At 72.0% G+C, this 16,358-nt stretch carries 18 protein-coding genes, 1 tRNA gene and 1 pseudogene; 10 read left to right on the forward strand and 10 right to left on the reverse strand.

Features of this window, described 5'->3' with window-relative positions:
- Positions 1 to 8 precede the first annotated feature (8 nt).
- The 3 genes from DAA34_RS03195 to DAA34_RS03205 are packed head-to-tail and all read right to left on the reverse strand — an operon-like array spanning position 9 to position 2,319.
- Complete coding sequence (locus DAA34_RS03195) at positions 9 to 665, reverse strand: hypothetical protein (RefSeq protein WP_199847408.1); 657 nt, start codon at positions 663 to 665, stop codon at positions 9 to 11.
- A complete protein-coding gene (locus DAA34_RS03200) occupies positions 662 to 1,267 on the reverse strand; it encodes an NYN domain-containing protein (RefSeq protein WP_106817586.1) in 606 nt (201 codons plus the stop codon). Before DAA34_RS03200 ends, DAA34_RS03195 begins: the two co-directional genes overlap by 4 nt.
- A complete protein-coding gene (locus tag DAA34_RS03205; RefSeq protein ID WP_234354248.1) occupies positions 1,264 to 2,319 on the reverse strand; it encodes a CPBP family intramembrane glutamic endopeptidase in 1,056 nt (351 codons plus the stop codon). The genes DAA34_RS03200 and DAA34_RS03205 overlap by 4 nt, the downstream gene beginning before the upstream one ends.
- Positions 2,320 to 2,364: 45 nt before the next feature.
- On the opposite strand from DAA34_RS03205, the gene DAA34_RS03210 reads away from it, so the two are divergent.
- Positions 2,365 to 3,270, forward strand: a complete 906-nt coding sequence (locus tag DAA34_RS03210; protein WP_106817588.1) for an SGNH/GDSL hydrolase family protein — start codon at positions 2,365 to 2,367, stop codon at positions 3,268 to 3,270.
- 66 nt (positions 3,271 to 3,336) lie between these two features.
- Here DAA34_RS03210 and DAA34_RS03215 read toward each other — a convergent pair whose 3' ends face one another.
- Both DAA34_RS03215 and DAA34_RS03220 read right to left on the reverse strand, forming a co-directional pair.
- A complete protein-coding gene (locus DAA34_RS03215) occupies positions 3,337 to 4,344 on the reverse strand; it encodes an aldo/keto reductase family protein (protein WP_106817589.1) in 1,008 nt (335 codons plus the stop codon).
- A gap of 60 nt (positions 4,345 to 4,404) precedes the next feature.
- A complete protein-coding gene (locus DAA34_RS03220) occupies positions 4,405 to 5,736 on the reverse strand; it encodes a cytochrome P450 (protein WP_199847409.1) in 1,332 nt (443 codons plus the stop codon).
- A gap of 70 nt (positions 5,737 to 5,806) precedes the next feature.
- On the opposite strand from DAA34_RS03220, the gene DAA34_RS03225 reads away from it, so the two are divergent.
- From DAA34_RS03225 to DAA34_RS03235, 3 genes are all read left to right on the forward strand, one after another.
- The gene (locus DAA34_RS03225; RefSeq protein WP_158707580.1) at positions 5,807 to 6,178 is read left to right on the forward strand and encodes an SRPBCC family protein; all 372 of its coding nucleotides are present in this window, start codon (positions 5,807 to 5,809) and stop codon (positions 6,176 to 6,178) included.
- Positions 6,179 to 6,269: 91 nt separating this feature from the next.
- Positions 6,270 to 6,680, forward strand: a complete 411-nt coding sequence (locus DAA34_RS03230; RefSeq protein ID WP_199847410.1) for a hypothetical protein — start codon at positions 6,270 to 6,272, stop codon at positions 6,678 to 6,680.
- Between the two features lie 76 nt (positions 6,681 to 6,756).
- Positions 6,757 to 7,449, forward strand: a complete 693-nt coding sequence (locus tag DAA34_RS03235; protein WP_106817592.1) for a DUF6766 family protein — start codon at positions 6,757 to 6,759, stop codon at positions 7,447 to 7,449.
- A 4-nt stretch (positions 7,450 to 7,453) separates the two neighbouring features.
- Here the strand turns inward: DAA34_RS03235 and DAA34_RS12400 are convergent, their stop codons facing one another.
- Both DAA34_RS12400 and DAA34_RS12405 read right to left on the reverse strand, forming a co-directional pair.
- Positions 7,454 to 7,975 (reverse strand): ATP-binding domain-containing protein, encoded by a 522-nt coding sequence (locus DAA34_RS12400; RefSeq protein ID WP_234354084.1) that lies wholly within the window; start codon positions 7,973 to 7,975, stop codon positions 7,454 to 7,456.
- A gap of 30 nt (positions 7,976 to 8,005) precedes the next feature.
- Positions 8,006 to 9,151, reverse strand: coding sequence for an NERD domain-containing protein (locus DAA34_RS12405; RefSeq protein WP_234354085.1), 1,146 nt, complete (start codon positions 9,149 to 9,151; stop codon positions 8,006 to 8,008).
- A 107-nt stretch (positions 9,152 to 9,258) separates the two neighbouring features.
- Between DAA34_RS12405 and DAA34_RS03245 the strand changes: the two genes are divergently transcribed.
- The 5 genes and pseudogenes from DAA34_RS03245 (at position 9,259) to DAA34_RS12245 (ending at position 12,151) form a co-directional block, all read left to right on the forward strand.
- On the forward strand, positions 9,259 to 9,747 hold the full coding sequence (locus DAA34_RS03245; RefSeq protein WP_106817593.1) for a helix-turn-helix domain-containing protein: 489 nt from the start codon (positions 9,259 to 9,261) through the stop codon (positions 9,745 to 9,747).
- Positions 9,744 to 10,292 carry a PIN domain-containing protein gene (locus tag DAA34_RS03250; protein WP_106817594.1) on the forward strand — a complete coding sequence of 183 codons (549 nt, stop codon included), beginning with the start codon at positions 9,744 to 9,746 and terminating at the stop codon, positions 10,290 to 10,292. The genes DAA34_RS03245 and DAA34_RS03250 overlap by 4 nt, the downstream gene beginning before the upstream one ends.
- Positions 10,293 to 10,365: 73 nt before the next feature.
- Positions 10,366 to 10,764, forward strand: a complete 399-nt coding sequence (locus tag DAA34_RS03255) for a TraR/DksA family transcriptional regulator (protein ID WP_106817595.1) — start codon at positions 10,366 to 10,368, stop codon at positions 10,762 to 10,764.
- A gap of 39 nt (positions 10,765 to 10,803) precedes the next feature.
- Positions 10,804 to 10,989, forward strand: a pseudogene (locus tag DAA34_RS12710) (cation:proton antiporter); the annotation flags it as partial.
- Positions 10,990 to 11,095: 106 nt separating this feature from the next.
- The gene (locus DAA34_RS12245; protein WP_267894621.1) at positions 11,096 to 12,151 is read left to right on the forward strand and encodes a cation:proton antiporter domain-containing protein; all 1,056 of its coding nucleotides are present in this window, start codon (positions 11,096 to 11,098) and stop codon (positions 12,149 to 12,151) included.
- 114 nt (positions 12,152 to 12,265) lie between these two features.
- Here the strand turns inward: DAA34_RS12245 and DAA34_RS03265 are convergent.
- From DAA34_RS03265 to DAA34_RS03275, 3 genes are all read right to left on the reverse strand, one after another.
- A tRNA-Leu gene (locus tag DAA34_RS03265) sits at positions 12,266 to 12,348 on the reverse strand.
- Positions 12,349 to 12,431: 83 nt separating this feature from the next.
- Positions 12,432 to 13,712 carry a hypothetical protein gene (locus tag DAA34_RS03270; RefSeq protein ID WP_106817597.1) on the reverse strand — a complete coding sequence of 427 codons (1,281 nt, stop codon included), beginning with the start codon at positions 13,710 to 13,712 and terminating at the stop codon, positions 12,432 to 12,434.
- Between the two features lie 55 nt (positions 13,713 to 13,767).
- A complete protein-coding gene (locus DAA34_RS03275) occupies positions 13,768 to 14,196 on the reverse strand; it encodes a MarR family winged helix-turn-helix transcriptional regulator (protein WP_106817598.1) in 429 nt (142 codons plus the stop codon).
- A 77-nt stretch (positions 14,197 to 14,273) separates the two neighbouring features.
- Between DAA34_RS03275 and DAA34_RS03280 the strand changes: the two genes are divergently transcribed.
- Complete coding sequence (locus DAA34_RS03280; RefSeq protein WP_106817599.1) at positions 14,274 to 16,343, forward strand: MMPL family transporter; 2,070 nt, start codon at positions 14,274 to 14,276, stop codon at positions 16,341 to 16,343.
- Positions 16,344 to 16,358: the final 15 nt, after the last annotated feature.

The raw sequence follows: 16,358 nt of genomic DNA on the forward strand, positions 1-16,358 counted from the left end.
CGCAGCCCTCAGAGGTCGCGGATCGTCGTCGTGATCCGGGTGACCGCCGGGTGCTTCGGGGTCGAGCCGAAGCCGAAGCGCACGGGCGGGTCGACGGCGGCGAGGGAGCCGAGGTCGGTGCCCTCCCACGTCCCGGCGGCCCCGACGACCGCGTGCTGGTCGACGGCGCCGTAGTACTCGCGGCGTCCAGCCCGAGCGGTCCCCGCGGTCCGCACCCCCGGGACGACGACGCGGGCGATCGGGTCGATCGCGACGCAGTACGCCGGGGCGGACGGGAGCGCGTCCGGGACGAGGGCGTGCAGCCACCCCAGGGACGTCCGCCCACCGAGGTCGAGCCGCACGTCGAGGCCGGCGGAGGGCTCATCCCCCGCCCGCACCGCCCACCGCTCCCGCGCCGGGTTGCGCCCGCTCGCCGGCAGCCCGTCCCGGGTGCGCTCGACGCTCACGGGGACGATCCGCACCTCGTCGAAGGTGTACGTCCCCGCGATGAAGTCGGCGACCTGCTCGGTCGGAGCGAGGAGCACCCGGTGCCCGCTCGGTTCCTCGAGCATGACGTCGGAGAACGACCCGAACGGGGTCGTGACCCAGTGGCCGACGACGACGCGCACGCCGCTCGTCGTTCCCGCACCGGCGATGAAGCCGTGGAAGCGCTGCAGCCTGCTCACAGGAAGGCGGTCGGGTCGAACTCGTCGATGGGGATGATCCGCACCCGGGGCAGCGTCACGTTGAAGGCCCGCACGTCGTGCTCGAGGTCGAAGATCTCCAGGCCCTCGTCGCGCAGGGAGCCGAAGCCGCCGTTGGCGAACTCGGTGAACCCGATGACCCCGACGCGGCGTTCCTCGTCCGCGAGCAGCTCGCGCACCTGCGGGAGGAAGTCGCCGTCGTTGCTCACGAGCAGGACGTCGGCCTCGTGCTGAACGAGCTCGACCATCATCTTCTGGATGGCGATGTCGACGACCTTCTGCTGCGAGCTCCCCGACAGCGGCACGGGCGTGTAGTCGAGCGCCAGCAGCGCCTGGACGAACGCCATCGGCATCTCGTGGTTCGTCTGGAGGAAGAACAGGCCCTTGACGTCCTGCTCGAACTCCCGGCGCGCGAACGACAGGACGCGGTCCCAGCGGGGACGCTCCTCCGGTTGCGGTCGGTGACCGAGGATCGAGGTGCCGAGCGTGGCATCGATGTTCTCGCCGTCGACGAGGATGTACGTCCGGCGGTCGGCGTCGGCCGCCTCGCCGGCTGGCTCGGTGCGGTGGTCGGTGGGGGTCACGGGCGGGCCTCCTGCGGGGTGGTACGGCGGTCGATGCCGAGCCGTCCGGCGAGGACCCAGATGGCGGTCCCCATGACGGCGAGCGGGATGGCCGTGGTGAGGACACCAACGGGCGAGCCGGTCGTGTCCGACTGGACGAACGCCTCGTCGAAGCCGCCGACGATCGCGACCGTGGCGAGGATCGCGATGTTGTTCACGGCGTGCAGGGCGCACGCGGCCTCGAGCCCCCCGGTGCGCCACGTGAGCAGGACCGCCGCGACGGCGAAGACCGCGAGGTCCAGGAGGATCCACACGTGGAACGAGCCGTGCGCCGAGGCGAACGCCGCGGCGGACACCAGGCACGACAGGGCGACGGCGGCGATCCGCGAGGGGACGAACGAGCCGACCCACTGCATGACCCACCCGCGGAAGAGGTACTCCTCGCCGGCTGCCTGGAGCGGTGTGGTGAGGAGCGTCAGGCCGATGAGCCAGAGCCACGTCGAGGGCCGCTCGCTCGAGCCGCCCTCGTCGCCGCCCAGGAGCTGCGGGAAGGCCGCGCCGAGCCCGAGCACGACGCCCCACACGAGCGCCGCGACGAGCGCGCAGACCGCGGCCCACCGCCACCGGAACCGGCCGGCGACCGAGCTGACGATGCCCGGTCGCTGCCCGGAGACGATCCACGTCGTGAGCATGACGACCGGGATGAGCCCCGCGAGCAGGAGGTTCGACAGGGCGAAGACGACCGGGTTGGACTGGTCCTCGCCCCACGCGTTCCACGCCGCCTCGTCGCTCGGGGAGACGCCGGAGGCCAGGGCCGCGAGGAGGAAGACGACGAGGAAGACGACCATGAGGACGAGGAAGAGGCCGATGAGCACCATCGGCGACACGAGCGCCTTGACCCAGTGGTGGAGGGGACCGCGCAGGGCGTGCTCGTACTCCAGCGGGGTGGTCGGTCGGGCCCGGTCGGACCGCCGCGCCGGCAGCGCGTAGGGGGGCGCGTACGGGGTCGCGTACGGGGGCGTACCGGCCGGGATGACCGGCGGGCCGGTCGGGGGCGGCGCGTTCGGCGGCATCGTCACGCCGAGCACTCTGCCAGAGGGTGATGGGAGACTCTTCGGGTGAGACGCCCGTCCCGTGCCCTCGTCGCGGCCGCGGTCCTGCCGGTCCTCGCGCTCTCCGCGTGCGGCGGGTCCACCGAGCCCGAGCGCGAGTCCGCACCCCCGACGTCGTCAACCGCGACGGCGTCCACCTCGACCACCACCGCGAGCGCGTCCCCGTCCCGGCCCACGAGCGCCCGCGGGGATCGCGTCGTGTGGGCCGCGCTCGGCGACAGCTACGCCTCGGGTACTGGGACGGGACGGTACGACGTCGACGGGCCGTGCATGCGCGGCACGCGGGCCTATCCCGAGCTGCTCGCCGCCCGGGACCGCGGGGTCGACCTCACCTTCCTCGCGTGCGCGGGCGCGACGACCGACGACGTCCTCACCCGGCAGGTGCCGCAGGTCCCCCGCGACGCGGACGTGGTCACGATCAGCGTCGGCGGGAACGACGCGGGCTTCTTCGGAGCCGTCCCGCTATGCCTGTCCGAGGACCAGGAGAAGGCCTGCCTGGACCGGCTCGCGACGATGCGCTCGACCGCCCCGGGAACCATCGGCCCCGCGCTGTCGACGACGTACGCCGCCGTCGCCCGGCGGGCGCCCCGGGCACGGATCGTCGCGATCGACTACCCCCAGCCCTTCTCCGACGGGCGGGCCTGCGCAGCAGCGCAGGGGGTCTCCGCCCGGGAGGCGAAGGCGCTCGACCGCACGGTCGCCGCCGTCAACGAGGTCATCGAGCGCCGCGCGAAGGCGGCGGGCGTCACGTACGTCCCGACCGCGGAGCGCTTCCGGGGCCACGGGGTGTGCGCGAGGACGCCGTGGGTCAACGGCCTCACGTCGGAGTGGACCGAGCTGTACCACCCCTCGGCCGCCGGGCACCGCGACGGCTTCGGCCCCCTCGTGGCCCCGCACCTGCGCCGATCCTGACGCCCCCCTCAGCACGGCCCTCGGGACCCCGCCGAGGCGACGCCGTCAGAGCGGGAGCGGCGCCGCTCAGCAGGGGCGCTCGGTCGGGGCGTTGCGGGCGGTCATCGCCGGGTCCCGGACGACGACGTCGCCCAGGGCCTCGTCGATCCGGCGCAGGACGTCGGCCTCGAGCCGGACGCCCGAGGCCTTGACGTTCTCCGCGACCTGCTCGGGCCGGGAGGCGCCGATAATCGCCGCGGCGACGTTGTCGTTCTGGAGCACCCACGCGACGGCCAGCTGCGCCATCGACAGGCCGAGGTCGTCGGCGATCGGCTTCAGTCCCTGCACCGCGGTGAGGACCTCGTCGGTCATGAGGTGCTTCATCGACTGGCCGGCCTCGTCGTGCCCGGCGCGGGTGTCGGACCCCGGCTGCTGACCCGGGAGGTACTTGCCGGTGAGGACGCCCTGGGCGATCGGGCTCCACACGATCTGCGACAGCCCGAGCTCCTCGCACGTCGGGACGACCTCGCCCTCGATGACGCGCCACAGCATCGAGTACTGCGGCTGCGAGGAGACGAGCCGGATGCCGAGGTCGCACGCGAGCGCGTGGCCGTCGCGGATCTGCTCGGCGGTCCACTCGCTCACGCCGATGTAGAGCGCCTTGCCCGCCCGGACGACGTCGGCGAAAGCCTCTATCGTCTCCTCGAGCGGGGTCTCGGTGTCGAACCGGTGGGCCTGGTAGAGGTCGACGTAGTCGGTGCGCAGGCGCCGCAGCGAGCCGTCGATGGACTCGCGGATGTGCTTGCGGGACAGGCCGCAGTCGTTGTGCCCCTTCGGGCCGGTGGGCCAGTAGACCTTCGTGAAGATCTCGAGCGACTCGCGCCGCTCACCCTCGAGCGCCTCACCGAGGACGGACTCGGCGGCGGTGTTCGCGTAGACGTCGGCGGTGTCGAAGGTCGAGATGCCGGCGTCGAGGGCGGCGCGCACGCACGCGTGGGCCGCGTCCTTCTCGACCTGGCTGCCGTGGGTGAGCCAGTTGCCGTACGCGATCTCGCTGATCTTCAGGCCGCTGTCGCCGAGGTATCGATGCTCCATGGGCTCGACCCTACGGGAAGTGACCCCGGTCACGCCCCGCCCCGGGGGCTGATGCGCTCGTCAGCGCGCCGGGCTGCCGAGCCGGGCGGGGAGGCGCTCGTGACCGCGCAGGACACGCGTCGTCCGGCGGACGCGACCGGGCAGGAGCGCCAGGCGGGGGAAGCGCTCGTGGATGGCGCGGAGCCCGACCTCGCCCTCGAGCCGGGCGAGCGCGGCGCCGAGGCAGTGGTGCCGTCCGGCGGAGAACGCCAGGTGCTCCCGGGCGTTCGGGCGCGCGACGTCGAACCGCTCGGGATCGTCGAAGACGTCGGGGTCGAGGTTGGCGGCGCCGATCATCGCGGTGAGCATCGTCCGCTCGGCGATCGGCACGCCGGCGATCGTCGTGTCCTTCGTCGATGTCCGGCCGGTGAGGTACACGGGCGGGTCGAGCCGGAGGACCTCCTCGACGGCGTTGGGCCACAGGGTCGGGTCCGCGTCGAGGGCGGCCTGCTGCTGCGGGTGGTCGTGGAGCAGGGCGATGCTGTTGCCGAGGAGGTTGACGGTCGTCTCGAAGCCGGCGGCGAGGACGAGCCCGGCGGTGCCCTTGAGCTCGGTGTGGTCGAGGATCCCCTCCTCGTCACTCGCCCGCAGCAGCCGGGACATGAGCGTGTCGTCGGGGTGGGCCCGCAGGTGCGCCAGGTGACCCTCGATCCACTCGTCGAACTCGGCGAGGGAGTCCTCGACCTCGGCGAACTCCCGCCACGGCAGGCCGAGGTCGAGGCTCGGGGCGGCGGCCGACCCCATCCGGAGGACCTTCGCGTGCTGCTCCGGCGGGACGCCGAGGATCCCGGCGATGACGATGACCGGCAGGCGGGCGCAGTAGTCCTCGACGAGGTCGACGACGACGTCCGGGTCGGCAGCGGCGCGGGCCTCGAGCTCGTCGAGGAGACCGGCGGCGATGCCCTCGACCCGGGGGCGGAGCGCCTCGACCGCGCGGACGGTGAAGACGCGGGTGAGGAGCTTGCGGTACCGCGTGTGGTCCGGCGGCTCGACGGCCAGCAGCGACGGGGGCTTGAGCGGGTGGAGGTGCGCGGCGCCGGACCAGCGGGCGACCCGCTCGGCCGTGCCGCCGTCGGGGCCGGGGAAGCCGACGCGGACGTCGGGCGAGGTGAGGATCTCCTTGACCGACGCGTGCCGGGTCGCGAGCGCGGCGAACCGGCCGGGGACGAGGGCGCCGTGGTCGCGGGCGCGGGCGAGGAGGGCCTCGAGCCGCTCGTGGTCGCCGGCCGCCGAGGCCGTGACGACCTGGGCCTGCAGGTCGCCGCCGAGGGCCGCGACCCGGAGGTACGTCATGGGGAGGGCGTGCTCGGTGACCCACCGGGTGGTCCGTCGGGCTCGCGTGTCGGTCCGCACGGCAGTGACCTTACCGACGGGTAGCCGAGCGGGCGAGGGGTACGTGCAGGCGGTCGGGCACGATGAGCGCGTGGCCAGCGTGAGTGCGACCGGACCGGCGACCGTCGACGAGGCGTGGGCCCGGTACGCCGACCCGCGCCGGTGGTCGGACTGGGCGCCGCAGATCGTGTCCGTCCGCTACGCGCCGGAACGGCTCGAGGTCGGGGCGCGCGGCGTCGTCCGTGCCGTGCTCGGGGTGCAGGTGCCGTTCACCGTCCTCGCGGTCGCGGCGCCGGACTGGTCGTGGCGCGTCGGGGTCGGTCCGCTGCGGGTGCGGTTGGACCACACCCTCGAGGCCGTCGAGCACGGCTGCCGGGCGCGGGTCGTCATCCACGCCCCGCGACTGCTCGTCGCGCCCTACCTGCCGATCGCCTGGGTGGCGCTGAGGCGCCTCGTCGGGTGATCGAAGCACGGCAGCCGGTGAGCACGACCGCGCAGGATGGCGCGACGTCCGGCGTCCGGACGGGCTGGGTCGGTCGCGGTACGGTTCGCGGGTGACGGTCCGTCCTCTCGCCCTGACCTGCGGGTTCGCGCTCGTCGCCGTGAGCCTGTCGGCGTGCGGCAGCCCTGAGGACGGCGCCGCCACCGAGGCCGCGCAGCAGTTCGAGCAGGCGGTGGCCGATGACCCGGCCACGGCGTGCGCGCTGCTCGCGCCGGTGACGCGGCAGCAGCTGGAGTCGCAGGCCGAGAAGACGTGCCCGGCCGCGCTCCGCGCCGAGGACCTGCCGACCGACGGCCGCGTCGAGGCGACCGAGGTCGCGGGGCACTCCGCCCAGGTGCGGATGTCGGGGGACACGATCTTCCTCGCGTTGTTCGACGAGGGCTGGCGCGTGACGGCCGCCGGGTGCGAGCGGACGTCGAGCGACCCGCAGGAGCCGTACGAGTGCGCCGTGGAGGGCCGATGAGGACGATGTTCTGGGCGTACCTGCTGTTCATCGCCGTGGGTCTGGCGTTCTGCTTCGCTGTCGGGATGCTCGCGCGATGAGCGGCGCGGACCCGCGGCGGTCGTTCGTCAGGGACAACGGGCTCTCGCTCGCGTTCGGCGCGATGCTCCTGCTCACGCTGCTGGGGCAGGCACTGTTCGGGGTCGTCGGCTACAACGACGCGGCGCGGACGGCGGGGCTGCAGGAGATCTCGTTCTGGCGGTACGTCACCTCGAGCTCGTTCGCGGTCGACATCGCGGAGAACTGGCAGTCGGAGTACCTCCAGTTCACGCTGTTCATCCTGCTGACGATCTGGCTCGTCCAGCGCGGGTCGAGCAAGTCGAAGAAGCCCGGCGACGAGGGTTGGGAGAGCGACGAGGAGCAGCTCGTCGGCGAGCACGCGAAACCGGACTCCCCCGCGTGGGCGAAGGCCGACGGCTGGCGTCGCACCGTCTTCTCCCACTCGCTGATGATCGTCATGACGGCGATCTTCCTGCTGTCGTGGTCCGCGCAGGCCGTGGCCGGGCGGGTCGCGAGCAACGAGGAGCGGATGCGCGACCAGCTCGACCCGTTGAGCCTGTGGGCCTACCTGGGGTCGCCGGACTTCTGGGGACGGACGCTGCAGAACTGGCAGAGCGAGCTGCTCGCCGTCGGGTCGATGACGGTCTTCGCGATCTACCTGCGGGAGCGGGGATCCCCCGAGTCGAAGCAGGTCGGCACCCCGAACGCGGAGACCTCCGCCGACGGCTGACGGGTCAGACCGGGATGCCGAGCTTCCTCGCGACGGCGTCGCCGCCGACGTTGCGGATGTAGGCGGGGTCGCCGACGACGATGAGCCGGTCCGTCGCACGGGAGAGCCCGACGTAGAGGCGTTCCTTGGCCCGCTCGGGGTTGGTGTCGTTGATGCAGAGGACGACAGCCTTGCGCTCCAGGCCCTTGCAGCCGAGGACGTGGCCGTAGAAGACGTCGTCGCCGTCCCAGAACGAGGCCCAGTACCCGTCCTGGCCGTCGTTCTCCTGCCGCTCGGCCTGCACGGGATGGCGCTTGCCCGTCGTGATGAGCGCGACGTGCTCGGGGTCCCAGCCCTCCTCGAGCAGGATCTCGACGGCCTCGTCAGCGACGCCGATCGCCCGTGCCGGCTCTGCGGGGACGAAGTGGACGTCCGGCCCGTCCCCGCCACGGGCATGCATCCGCATCGGGGTCAGGGGTGAGAACGAGTCGGCGATCTGCTTCGTGTTCCGCAGGTTGTGGTCGAGCACGAGCGGCACGAGCTGCACCGGCGGGCGACCGAAGCGGGGGAAGACCCGCTAATTCTCGTCGGAGTAGACGTAGAGGCCGCCGTTCTCCTCGTCGCGCAGCGACCGGAGGATCGGGGTCCACCACGAGTCGGCGAAGTCCTGTCCCTCGTCGACGACGAAGGCGTCGAACTTCTTCCCCTCGGGCAGCTGCGCCGCAAGCTCGGACATCCGCTGCGGGAGCTCCGTCTCCCAGAAGTCGGCGTCCTCGCGACCGCCGAACCGTTCGACCCCGAGATAGCGCGCGAACTCCTCGAAGCTGCCGACGAAGGCGGGACGGTGCTGCCGCTTCTCGCCGCTGAGCCGGCGGGTGAACATCGAGGCGAGACCGAGCGAGTAGCACAGCAGCGCCACCCGCTGCGCAGGCCGGTCGTCGGCGCCGCGCGTGAGGTCCTTCGCCTGGGCGAGGGCGAGGACGGTCTTCCCGCTGCCGGCGCCACCGCGGATCTCCATGCGCGGGATGAGCCGCGTGGCGCGCAGGATCATCATCTGCTCGATCGTCAACCGCTCGATCGCGTCCTCCCGGGCGGCGGCAGCGGCGACGACGTCCCGCAGCGGCAGGTTGCGGCCGTGCAGGATCTCGACGATCTTCGCGCAGTCCTCCTCGGTCGGAGCCGGGTAACGGGAGTCGCTGCGGCGGGCGAGGGTCGCCAGGCGGCCGGCGAGGTTGTCCATGTCGTTGCGGTCGTGGACCCGCTCGCGCGGGCAGTCGGTCATGGAGAAGTTCGCGGGCACGGAGGTGTCCGGGAAGGCGACGGCGTGCGTCCAGCGCATCCGGGGGCGACCCCAGCGCGGGTCCTCCTCGACGTAGGCGCGTGTCTGGTACTTGGCCTTCATGACCTGCCGGACGGGGTCGATCGCATGCTCGCTCGACCCGATGCCCTGGCGCCACCGGCCGCGATCGTCGACGAAGACGGAGCCGCCCTTGACCTCGAGCACGACGGCCCCGAGGTCGGGCATGAGCACGAGGAGATCCACCTCGTACTCCCGGTCGGCCTCGCCCTCGACGCGATCGCCGACCCGATCTGGCGGCGGGGAGATGACGAGGTTGGCGATGACGGTCCAGTGATCGGGTGCCTGCTCGACCAGGCGCTGCCACACCGCCTGCTCGGTCGGGTTCGCCCAGCTCGGGTTCGAGGGGAAGGTCTTCGCGGCCACGATCCACACCCTGCCAGCGCGCACCGACAACGGCAGGCCGACCTGCTACCGTTTCGTTTTGTTCGTTTCGACTGGCGCGCGCCGAGCGGCGCACCGACGGAGGGACCATGACCCGGAACGCTGCGGCCGAGGCCCACACCTATGTCACCGAGGCCGATGACGCGCAGATCGTCGACTTCGTGCGCGCGCTCCAGGCGAGCGGTCGCGGTGTCCCGGAGGCCCGGCCGGCCCTCCTCGGCGCGGACGGAAGCCGTCATGAGATCCCACAACCGATCTACGAGGCACTTCGCCAGGTGGCGGACGCGCTGGTGGACGGTATGGGTGTCACCGTCGCTCCGCGTAGCGCGCGCCTGACGACGCAGGAGGCTGCCGAGTTCCTCGGGGTGTCGCGCCCGACCCTCGTTCGGATGCTCGAACGAGGTGACCTCCCGATGGAGAAGCCCGGCCGCCATCGCTACGTGCGCCTCGACGACCTCGTCGCATATCAGGCAGCCCGCCGGATGCACCGCCGTTCCGCTCTGGACGCGATGCAGACACAGAGCGCCGAGGACGGCCTGTACGAGGCCACGGATGGCACCCCACCCCTCCGGCGATGAGCTTTCCGGTCTACTTCGACACGTGCGCCTTGTACGGCATCAGCCTCGGCGACCTCTTCCTCCGCCTCGCCGAGAACGACGCGTTCCGACCCTTGTGGTCCTCGCACGTCCTCGACGAGCTGTCGCGCAACCTCGCCTCGCGTGTCGGGGACGCCGCTGCGGCACGCCGCGTCGACGCGATGCGGACCGCCTTCCCTGAGGCCGAGGTCGTTGGCTACGAGTCGCTGATCGATGCCATGACGAACCACCCCAAGGACCGCCACGTGCTCGCCGCCGCCGTCCGAGCAGGCGCAGAAGTCATCGTGACCTTCAACCTTGCTGACTTCCCGGCCGAGTCCACCGCTCCCTTCGACCTGACGGCGGTTCACCCCGATGAGTTCCTCCTCAACGAGCTGGACCTCCACCCGCGCCACGTCGCGCAGGCCTTGGGGCATCAGGTAGCGGCGTCGCACCGACCCCGTCTCACCTTGTCTGATCTGCTCGATCGCCTCAGCCGCTGCGGGGTTCCGTCGTTCGCCGCCGCATGCGCTCGGCTCGACTGCTGACCGCTGTGCGAGGCCGAGGTCGGATGCGGCGCCCCATCGCGCTCGGTGAACCGCCCCGGCTTACCGTCGGACGATGACCGGGCCCGACCGTGACCTTCATGCCCCCGGCGCCAGGGGCATCGACGCCGACCGCACCCGGAGTGTCCTGCGTGTGCGCCGGGCCGAGGTGGTCGCGGGGATCGGGGAGCTGGACGCGTCCTTCGCCGACATCGTCGCGGCGGCCGAGGGCAGCAACCTCGACGATGAGCACGACCCCGAAGGCGCGACGATCGCCGTCTCCCGCGAGCAGGTCTCGGCCCTCGCGACGGCCTCCCACCGGCAGATCGAGGCGATCGACCAGGCGCTCGCCCGGCTCGAGGCCGGCACCTACGGCACGTGCGTGCGCTGCGGCCAGCCGATCGCGCGGGGCCGCCTCGAGGCCCGACCCGAGGCGTCGGACTGCATCACCTGCGCTCGCACCGGCGCACGCTGATCCTCCTCCACCGCCCGCGCGACCAACTTCTCCGCCCGGTTGGGCGTCGCGGCGCCCCTCCCGCTCGTCGTCGTCGGCGCCGCGCCGTCAGCCATCCCGTCGACGCCGCTCATCCAGGTCAACCCCCACGTCATCCTCGGCGTCGTCCTCCCCCCGCTGCTCTACGCGGCAGCCCTCCAGATGCCCTTCGTCGACTTCCGGCGCAACCTGCGGGTCATCACCTCGCTCGCGGTCGTTCTCGTCGCGCTCTCGGCGGCCGCGGCGGGCCTCGTCGTCCACGCGGCGCTCGGGCCTGGTCAACGACGCGACCGCGCTCGTCCTCGACGTCGCCATTGCCCTCGTCGTCCCCTTCGTCGCGTTCCTCCTGGCCGAGGAGGTGCACGCGTCCGGCATCGTCGCAGTCGTCGCGGCCGGCCTGACCCTCGGCAACCGGGCACCCGGCCGTGTCCCGGCAGCACGCCGGCGGGCGGAGGAGGCGAACTGGGCCACCTTCTCGATGGTCGTCGAGAACGGGGTCTTCCTCCTCATGGGCTACCTCCTGCCCCCGGCCGTCCGGGAGGTCGCTCGGCAGGGCTCCCTCGAGCACTCGATCGGGGCGGGCCTCGCGGTCGCGGCCATCTTGGTCGCCGTGCGTTTCGCCTACCTCCCCTTCACCCTCGCGCTCGTGCGCCGACGCGCCCGACGCATGGCGGAACGGCGCGACTCGATGGCCGAACGCCTCAAGGGTGTCGAGCCGGAGGAGGATGACGTGCGGCTGCGGCGGCGGCTCGACCGTGGCTGGCTCCGGCTCGAGGCCTACCGCCACGACGTGGCCGCGGAGCGGGAGCAGCGGCTCGGATGGCGGGACAGCATCATCCTGTCGACGGCCGGCATGCGGGGCGTGGTGACGATCGCGGCGGCCCAGACTCTCCCTCGCGATCACCCGCTGTACGCGACCCTCGTCCTCGTCTCCTTCGTCGTGGCGCTGGCCACGCTGCTGCCGCAGGGTCTGCTCCTGCCCGTTCTCGTCCGGCGGCTGCGCCCGACCGCCGATCCGGACGACACCGAGCGCCGGGAGTACGCCGAGCTCCTGGGCCGGATGAGCGAGGCGGCACGGGAGGCGATCGAGGAGCAGCTCGAGGTGGAGGAGATCGATCCCGTGGTCGCCGAAGGGTTCGAGGCGCGGCTGCGGGAGCGAGCCCGGAGGGCGGAGGTGCTCGGCGAGCTCCGGAGCGCGGAGCTCGCCGCCCAGTTCAGGCGGGTCCTGGAGGCCCAGCTGGCCGCCGAGGCGCAGGCGTTGGCCGCCGAGCGGTGGCGGGGCGCGTACTGCTCGGAGATGATCGCCCGCGCGCAGCGTGCCCTCGACGACCAGAAGATCCAGCTCGCGGGTGTGGGCGGCGAGGACTGAGGCGGGCTGCGCCGCAGGCTCCGGTGGAACCGGGGCCGTACCGGCGACCCGCCCCCACAACGACGAAACTCCGGCCAGACCGACGTCTGACCGGAGCTTCGTGAACACCCTGCGTGCGAGAGGGGGGATTTGAACCCCCACGCCCGTAAGGACACTGCCACCTGAAGACAGCGCGTCTGCCGTTCCGCCACTCTCGCGTGAGCCGGACCATTGTGCGGCATGGGAGCCTCCCGGCACAAACGAGGCCCCCCGAGCTTGTGTGGCTGGCTCGACAGACCCTCTACCGCGCGACCGCAGGCAGGACCAAGAGGCTCCCATCCCGGTCCTTGAGGACCTCGATCGTCAGGTCGCCAGAGCTCCTCTCGGTCACTCGGTCTCCCACCAACCGAAGGGCGTAGGCGAACTCCAGCAGCTCATCGACCTCCCCTCGCATCATCATCCGGTCGAGGAAGCCCTGCGGAGGCCGGAGCCGGAGCTCGGACAGACCTCGGAGAACGGCGGCGATGCGCCGTTCGAGCTCGTCCACGCTCTGCTGGTCGTTGCGCAAGCTGCGCATGAAGTTCTCGAACTGGTTCGACGCGTCCAGCTGGCTGTGCTCCACCGCCTGCAAGACGATCACCCTTCGCTTGAGAGCGATCGCCAACGCCGCCAGCTCGAGATGGGCGTAAAACTCGCCCGACTGACCGCTCAGGAGTCCCGGGAATTCGTCCTCGAGGCGCTCGACCTCGACGGCCTTGTCCCGCACGCGACCAAGGCTCGTCTCCCACTTGCCGACACGGCGCCGTGCCGCTCGAATGGCGGTGCCGATTTCGTGGGCTGCAGAGTCCAAGCCTAGGGAGATCCCGACCCGGCCCTCATCGAGGAGCACAGCGGTCGCCTTGTCGATCGAGTCCAAACACCCTTCGAGCTCGCTCCGCTCCCGATCGAGATCGCGTTCATCAATCTTCTCGAGCAGCTCGGTCACCCGCTTGATCGCCTCGTCGCGCTGTCGCTCGGCGTACGCAGTCACACCCGCGGCAACAAGTGCGAGGACCAACGGGGCAGCCACCGTCAGCATTGCAGCGGACCCTCCCGCAGCCGCCGCACCACCAGCGAACGCAGCCCCGCTCGTGCCCACGGGGACGAACCGCGCGTTCGCCGTAACCCCCTTCGCGCCGAGCAGACCGCTGTAGATTCCGCCGGACGCTGCCTTCATCGGCTTGACCAACCCTTGGCCGACCTGCGCCGCAACCTTTGCCGGAACGACCATCCGATACAGCACCTCGCCCTGCTCGGCGACCGCCGAAGGCATCGCAGTGGCGGTCTTGCTCACGAGCGCCCCCAACTCTCGGGCGAGCGGGCTGAGCGCGTCCAACGGGACTCCATCGGGTCTTTCCACCCCCTTCGGAACTGGATGCGCCTCGAGGGTGACGACCGGCGTCTCCGCAAGTGCGGCGAGGGCGAGCCGCATCTCGTCCAGACGTGCCGGTGTCATCTCATCCCACGCCCCGAGGTGCGGCAGGGCGGGTTCGCCCGTGGTGAGCGTCCACACCGGGACGACAGTCTGAGCAGAATCGGTCATCGAGCCCCTCCTTGGTGTCTCCGACACGATATTGGTTGCGTATGACAGCCGCGGCTCAGAGCACCTGGCGGAAGGCCTCCGTCGCCGAGCGCATGTACCGAAGAACGACCTCCCGCTCGTCATCGGACAGCTCGGCGTCGATCGTCCGGAGGCGCTCGAACATCGGTCGGAGCAGGGCGACAACCTCGGCCTTGCCCGTCTCGCTGATGTGGATCTCCGTCCGCCGGCCGTCCGTCGGGTGCGGCTGTCGGTCGACGTGCCCGCGCGCGGCAAGCCGGTCGACGATCCCCGACACGGCCGCCGACGTCACCGTGAGCTCCTTCGCCAGTTCCCCCGGCGTCCGCGGCTCCTCGTAGATGAGCTCGAGCACCCGCAGCTCGTGCAGCCCCAACCCGGCCTTCTTCGCCACGGCAGGTCTAACCGACGCCGCGACCTGGGTCAGTCGCTGCAGCACCGCGAGGCTCTCGGACGCGGGAGGGTTCACCCTGCATCCCGAGTGGACACGCGGACACCGTCCTGCGTAGATTCATTCACGAACTTAATCACCTTTTGAGTAAGAAAATGAGCGAATACGAGGAGTCTACGACCGTGCCCGCACCCTTGGCTCGCCTCATCACCGCCGCCCGCACGGGGTGGCTCGTCGCCCTCGTCGGCCTCCTGCTCGGGGTCGGCCTCATCGCCGGCCTGGGCGAGGCCGAGCACACGACCACCCCGGTCGAGCAGCTCGCCGCAGGGTCCGACTCGGCGCAGGCCGCTCAGCTGCGCGACCGCCTGCCCGACAAGGACTCCTCCACCGCGATCGTCCTGTTCACCACCGAGGACGGCTCACGCCTCGACCGAGCCACCCTCGGTGGGCTCGCCAAGGCCGTCACCCCGTACCTGCCGGAGGGCGCCACGCGCGGCGCCCCGGCCGTCATCCCCAGCGAGGACGGCCAGGCGGCCATCGGCATCGTCCCGATCGACACCGCGGACGCGTCGGAGACGAAGGAGAAGGTCGAGGCCCTCCGCGCCGACCTCGCCACGAGCACCCCCGACGGCATCCGCGCCGAGGTCACCGGCCCCGCCGGTATCCAGACCGACCTCGCCAAGGTCTTCGACGGGGCGAACACCCGTCTGCTCCTGGCGACCGCCCTCGTCGTCGCGTTCCTGCTCATCGTCACCTACCGCAGCCCGGTGCTCTGGGTCATCCCCCTGCTCGTCATCGGCGTCGCCGACCGGCTCGCCACCGTCCTGGCCACCCACACCCTCGACGCCACCGGCATCCCCTGGGACGAGTCGACGACCGGCATCCTCTCCGTCCTCGTCTTCGGCGCCGGCACGGACTACGCCCTCCTGCTCATCTCCCGCTACCGCGACGAGCTGCGCCACGCCCCCGAGACCGGTGACGGCCGCCGCGCCGCCCTCGCCACGGCCACCCGCGCCACCGCGCACGCCGTCGTCGCGAGCGCCACGACCGTCGTCGTCGGCGTCCTCACCCTCTTGCTGTCGGTCTTCCCCACGACCCGCGGGCTCGGGCTCGCGTGCGCCGTCGGCATCGTCGTCGCGGCCGTGTTCGCCCTGATCGTCCTGCCGGCCGTGCTCTCCCTGTTCGGCCGGTGGATCTTCTGGCCCCGTGTCCCCCACGACGGCGAGCCGGGAGCCGACACCCGACGATCGCTGTGGCACCGCGTCGGCACCGCCGTCCGCGGCCGCCCCGGCGCCTTCGCCGCCGCGACGACGCTCCTGCTGGTCCTCCTCGCCGCCGGCCTCGGCTGGTCGAAGCTCGGCCTGCCCCGCAGCGAGCAGTTCCTCGCCCGCCCCGAGGCCCTCGTCGCCGCCGACCGGCTCGCCGAGCACTTCCCCGCCGGCGCCTCCGACCCCGCCTCGATCGTCACGACCGCCGACGCGCGCGAGGTGACCGCCGCGGTCAAGGACGTCGACGGCGTCGCGTCCGTCACCCCCGTGGCCACCGGCGGCGGCGTGACCGAGCTCCAGGTCGTCCTCGACGCCGACCCGGCGTCCCCGGCTGCGGCCGAGACGGTCACCCGGCTGCGGGAGACCCTCACCGACCACCCGGGCAGCCACGTCGGGGGGAGCACCGCGGAGGACCTCGACACCGGCGACGGCACGCAGCGCGACCGGCTCGTCGTCCTCCCCCTGATCCTCGCCCTCGTCCTCGGGGCGCTCGTCCTGCTCCTGCGCTCCCTCGCCGCCCCGCTGATCCTCGTGGCCACCGTCGTCGCGACGTACCTCGCCGCCCTCGGCGTGAGCTGGTGGATCTTCGCCCACGTCTTCGGGTTCTCGGGGATCGTCGACAGCGTCCCGCTGCTCGCGTTCCTCTTCCTCGTCGCGCTGGGCGTCGACTACAACATCTTCCTCGTCACCCGGGCGCTCGAGGAGTCCCGCAGCCACGGCCACCGCGAGGGCATGCTCCGCGCCCTGTCCGCGACCGGCGGGGTGATCACGAGCGCGGGCATCCTGCTCGCCGCCGTGTTCGCCGTCCTCGGTGTCCTGCCCCTGGTCGTCCTCGCTCAGCTCGGCACCGTCATCTGCGTCGGTGTCCTCCTCGACACCCTGCTCGTGCGCACCGTCCTCGTCCCCGCCATCGCATGGCTCATGGGCGAACGCTTCTGGTGGCCCCGCAAGGTCTGACCGTTCACCCCGGCG

Source organism: Janibacter massiliensis, from assembly GCF_900289115.1.
Taxonomy (GTDB): domain Bacteria; phylum Actinomycetota; class Actinomycetes; order Actinomycetales; family Dermatophilaceae; genus Janibacter_A; species Janibacter_A massiliensis.

Coding starts and splice junctions, on each gene's coding strand:
- DAA34_RS03205 (WP_234354248.1), bottom strand. CDS start 2,319: ATGCCGCCGAACGCGCCGCCCCCGACCGGCCCGCCGGTCATCCCGGCC.
- DAA34_RS03215 (WP_106817589.1), bottom strand. CDS start 4,344: ATGGAGCATCGATACCTCGGCGACAGCGGCCTGAAGATCAGCGAGATC.
- DAA34_RS03235 (WP_106817592.1), top strand. CDS start 6,757: ATGAGCGGCGCGGACCCGCGGCGGTCGTTCGTCAGGGACAACGGGCTC.
- DAA34_RS03245 (WP_106817593.1), top strand. CDS start 9,259: ATGACCCGGAACGCTGCGGCCGAGGCCCACACCTATGTCACCGAGGCC.
- DAA34_RS03250 (WP_106817594.1), top strand. CDS start 9,744: ATGAGCTTTCCGGTCTACTTCGACACGTGCGCCTTGTACGGCATCAGC.
- DAA34_RS03255 (WP_106817595.1), top strand. CDS start 10,366: ATGACCGGGCCCGACCGTGACCTTCATGCCCCCGGCGCCAGGGGCATC.
- DAA34_RS03270 (WP_106817597.1), bottom strand. CDS start 13,712: ATGACCGATTCTGCTCAGACTGTCGTCCCGGTGTGGACGCTCACCACG.
- DAA34_RS03280 (WP_106817599.1), top strand. CDS start 14,274: ATGAGCGAATACGAGGAGTCTACGACCGTGCCCGCACCCTTGGCTCGC.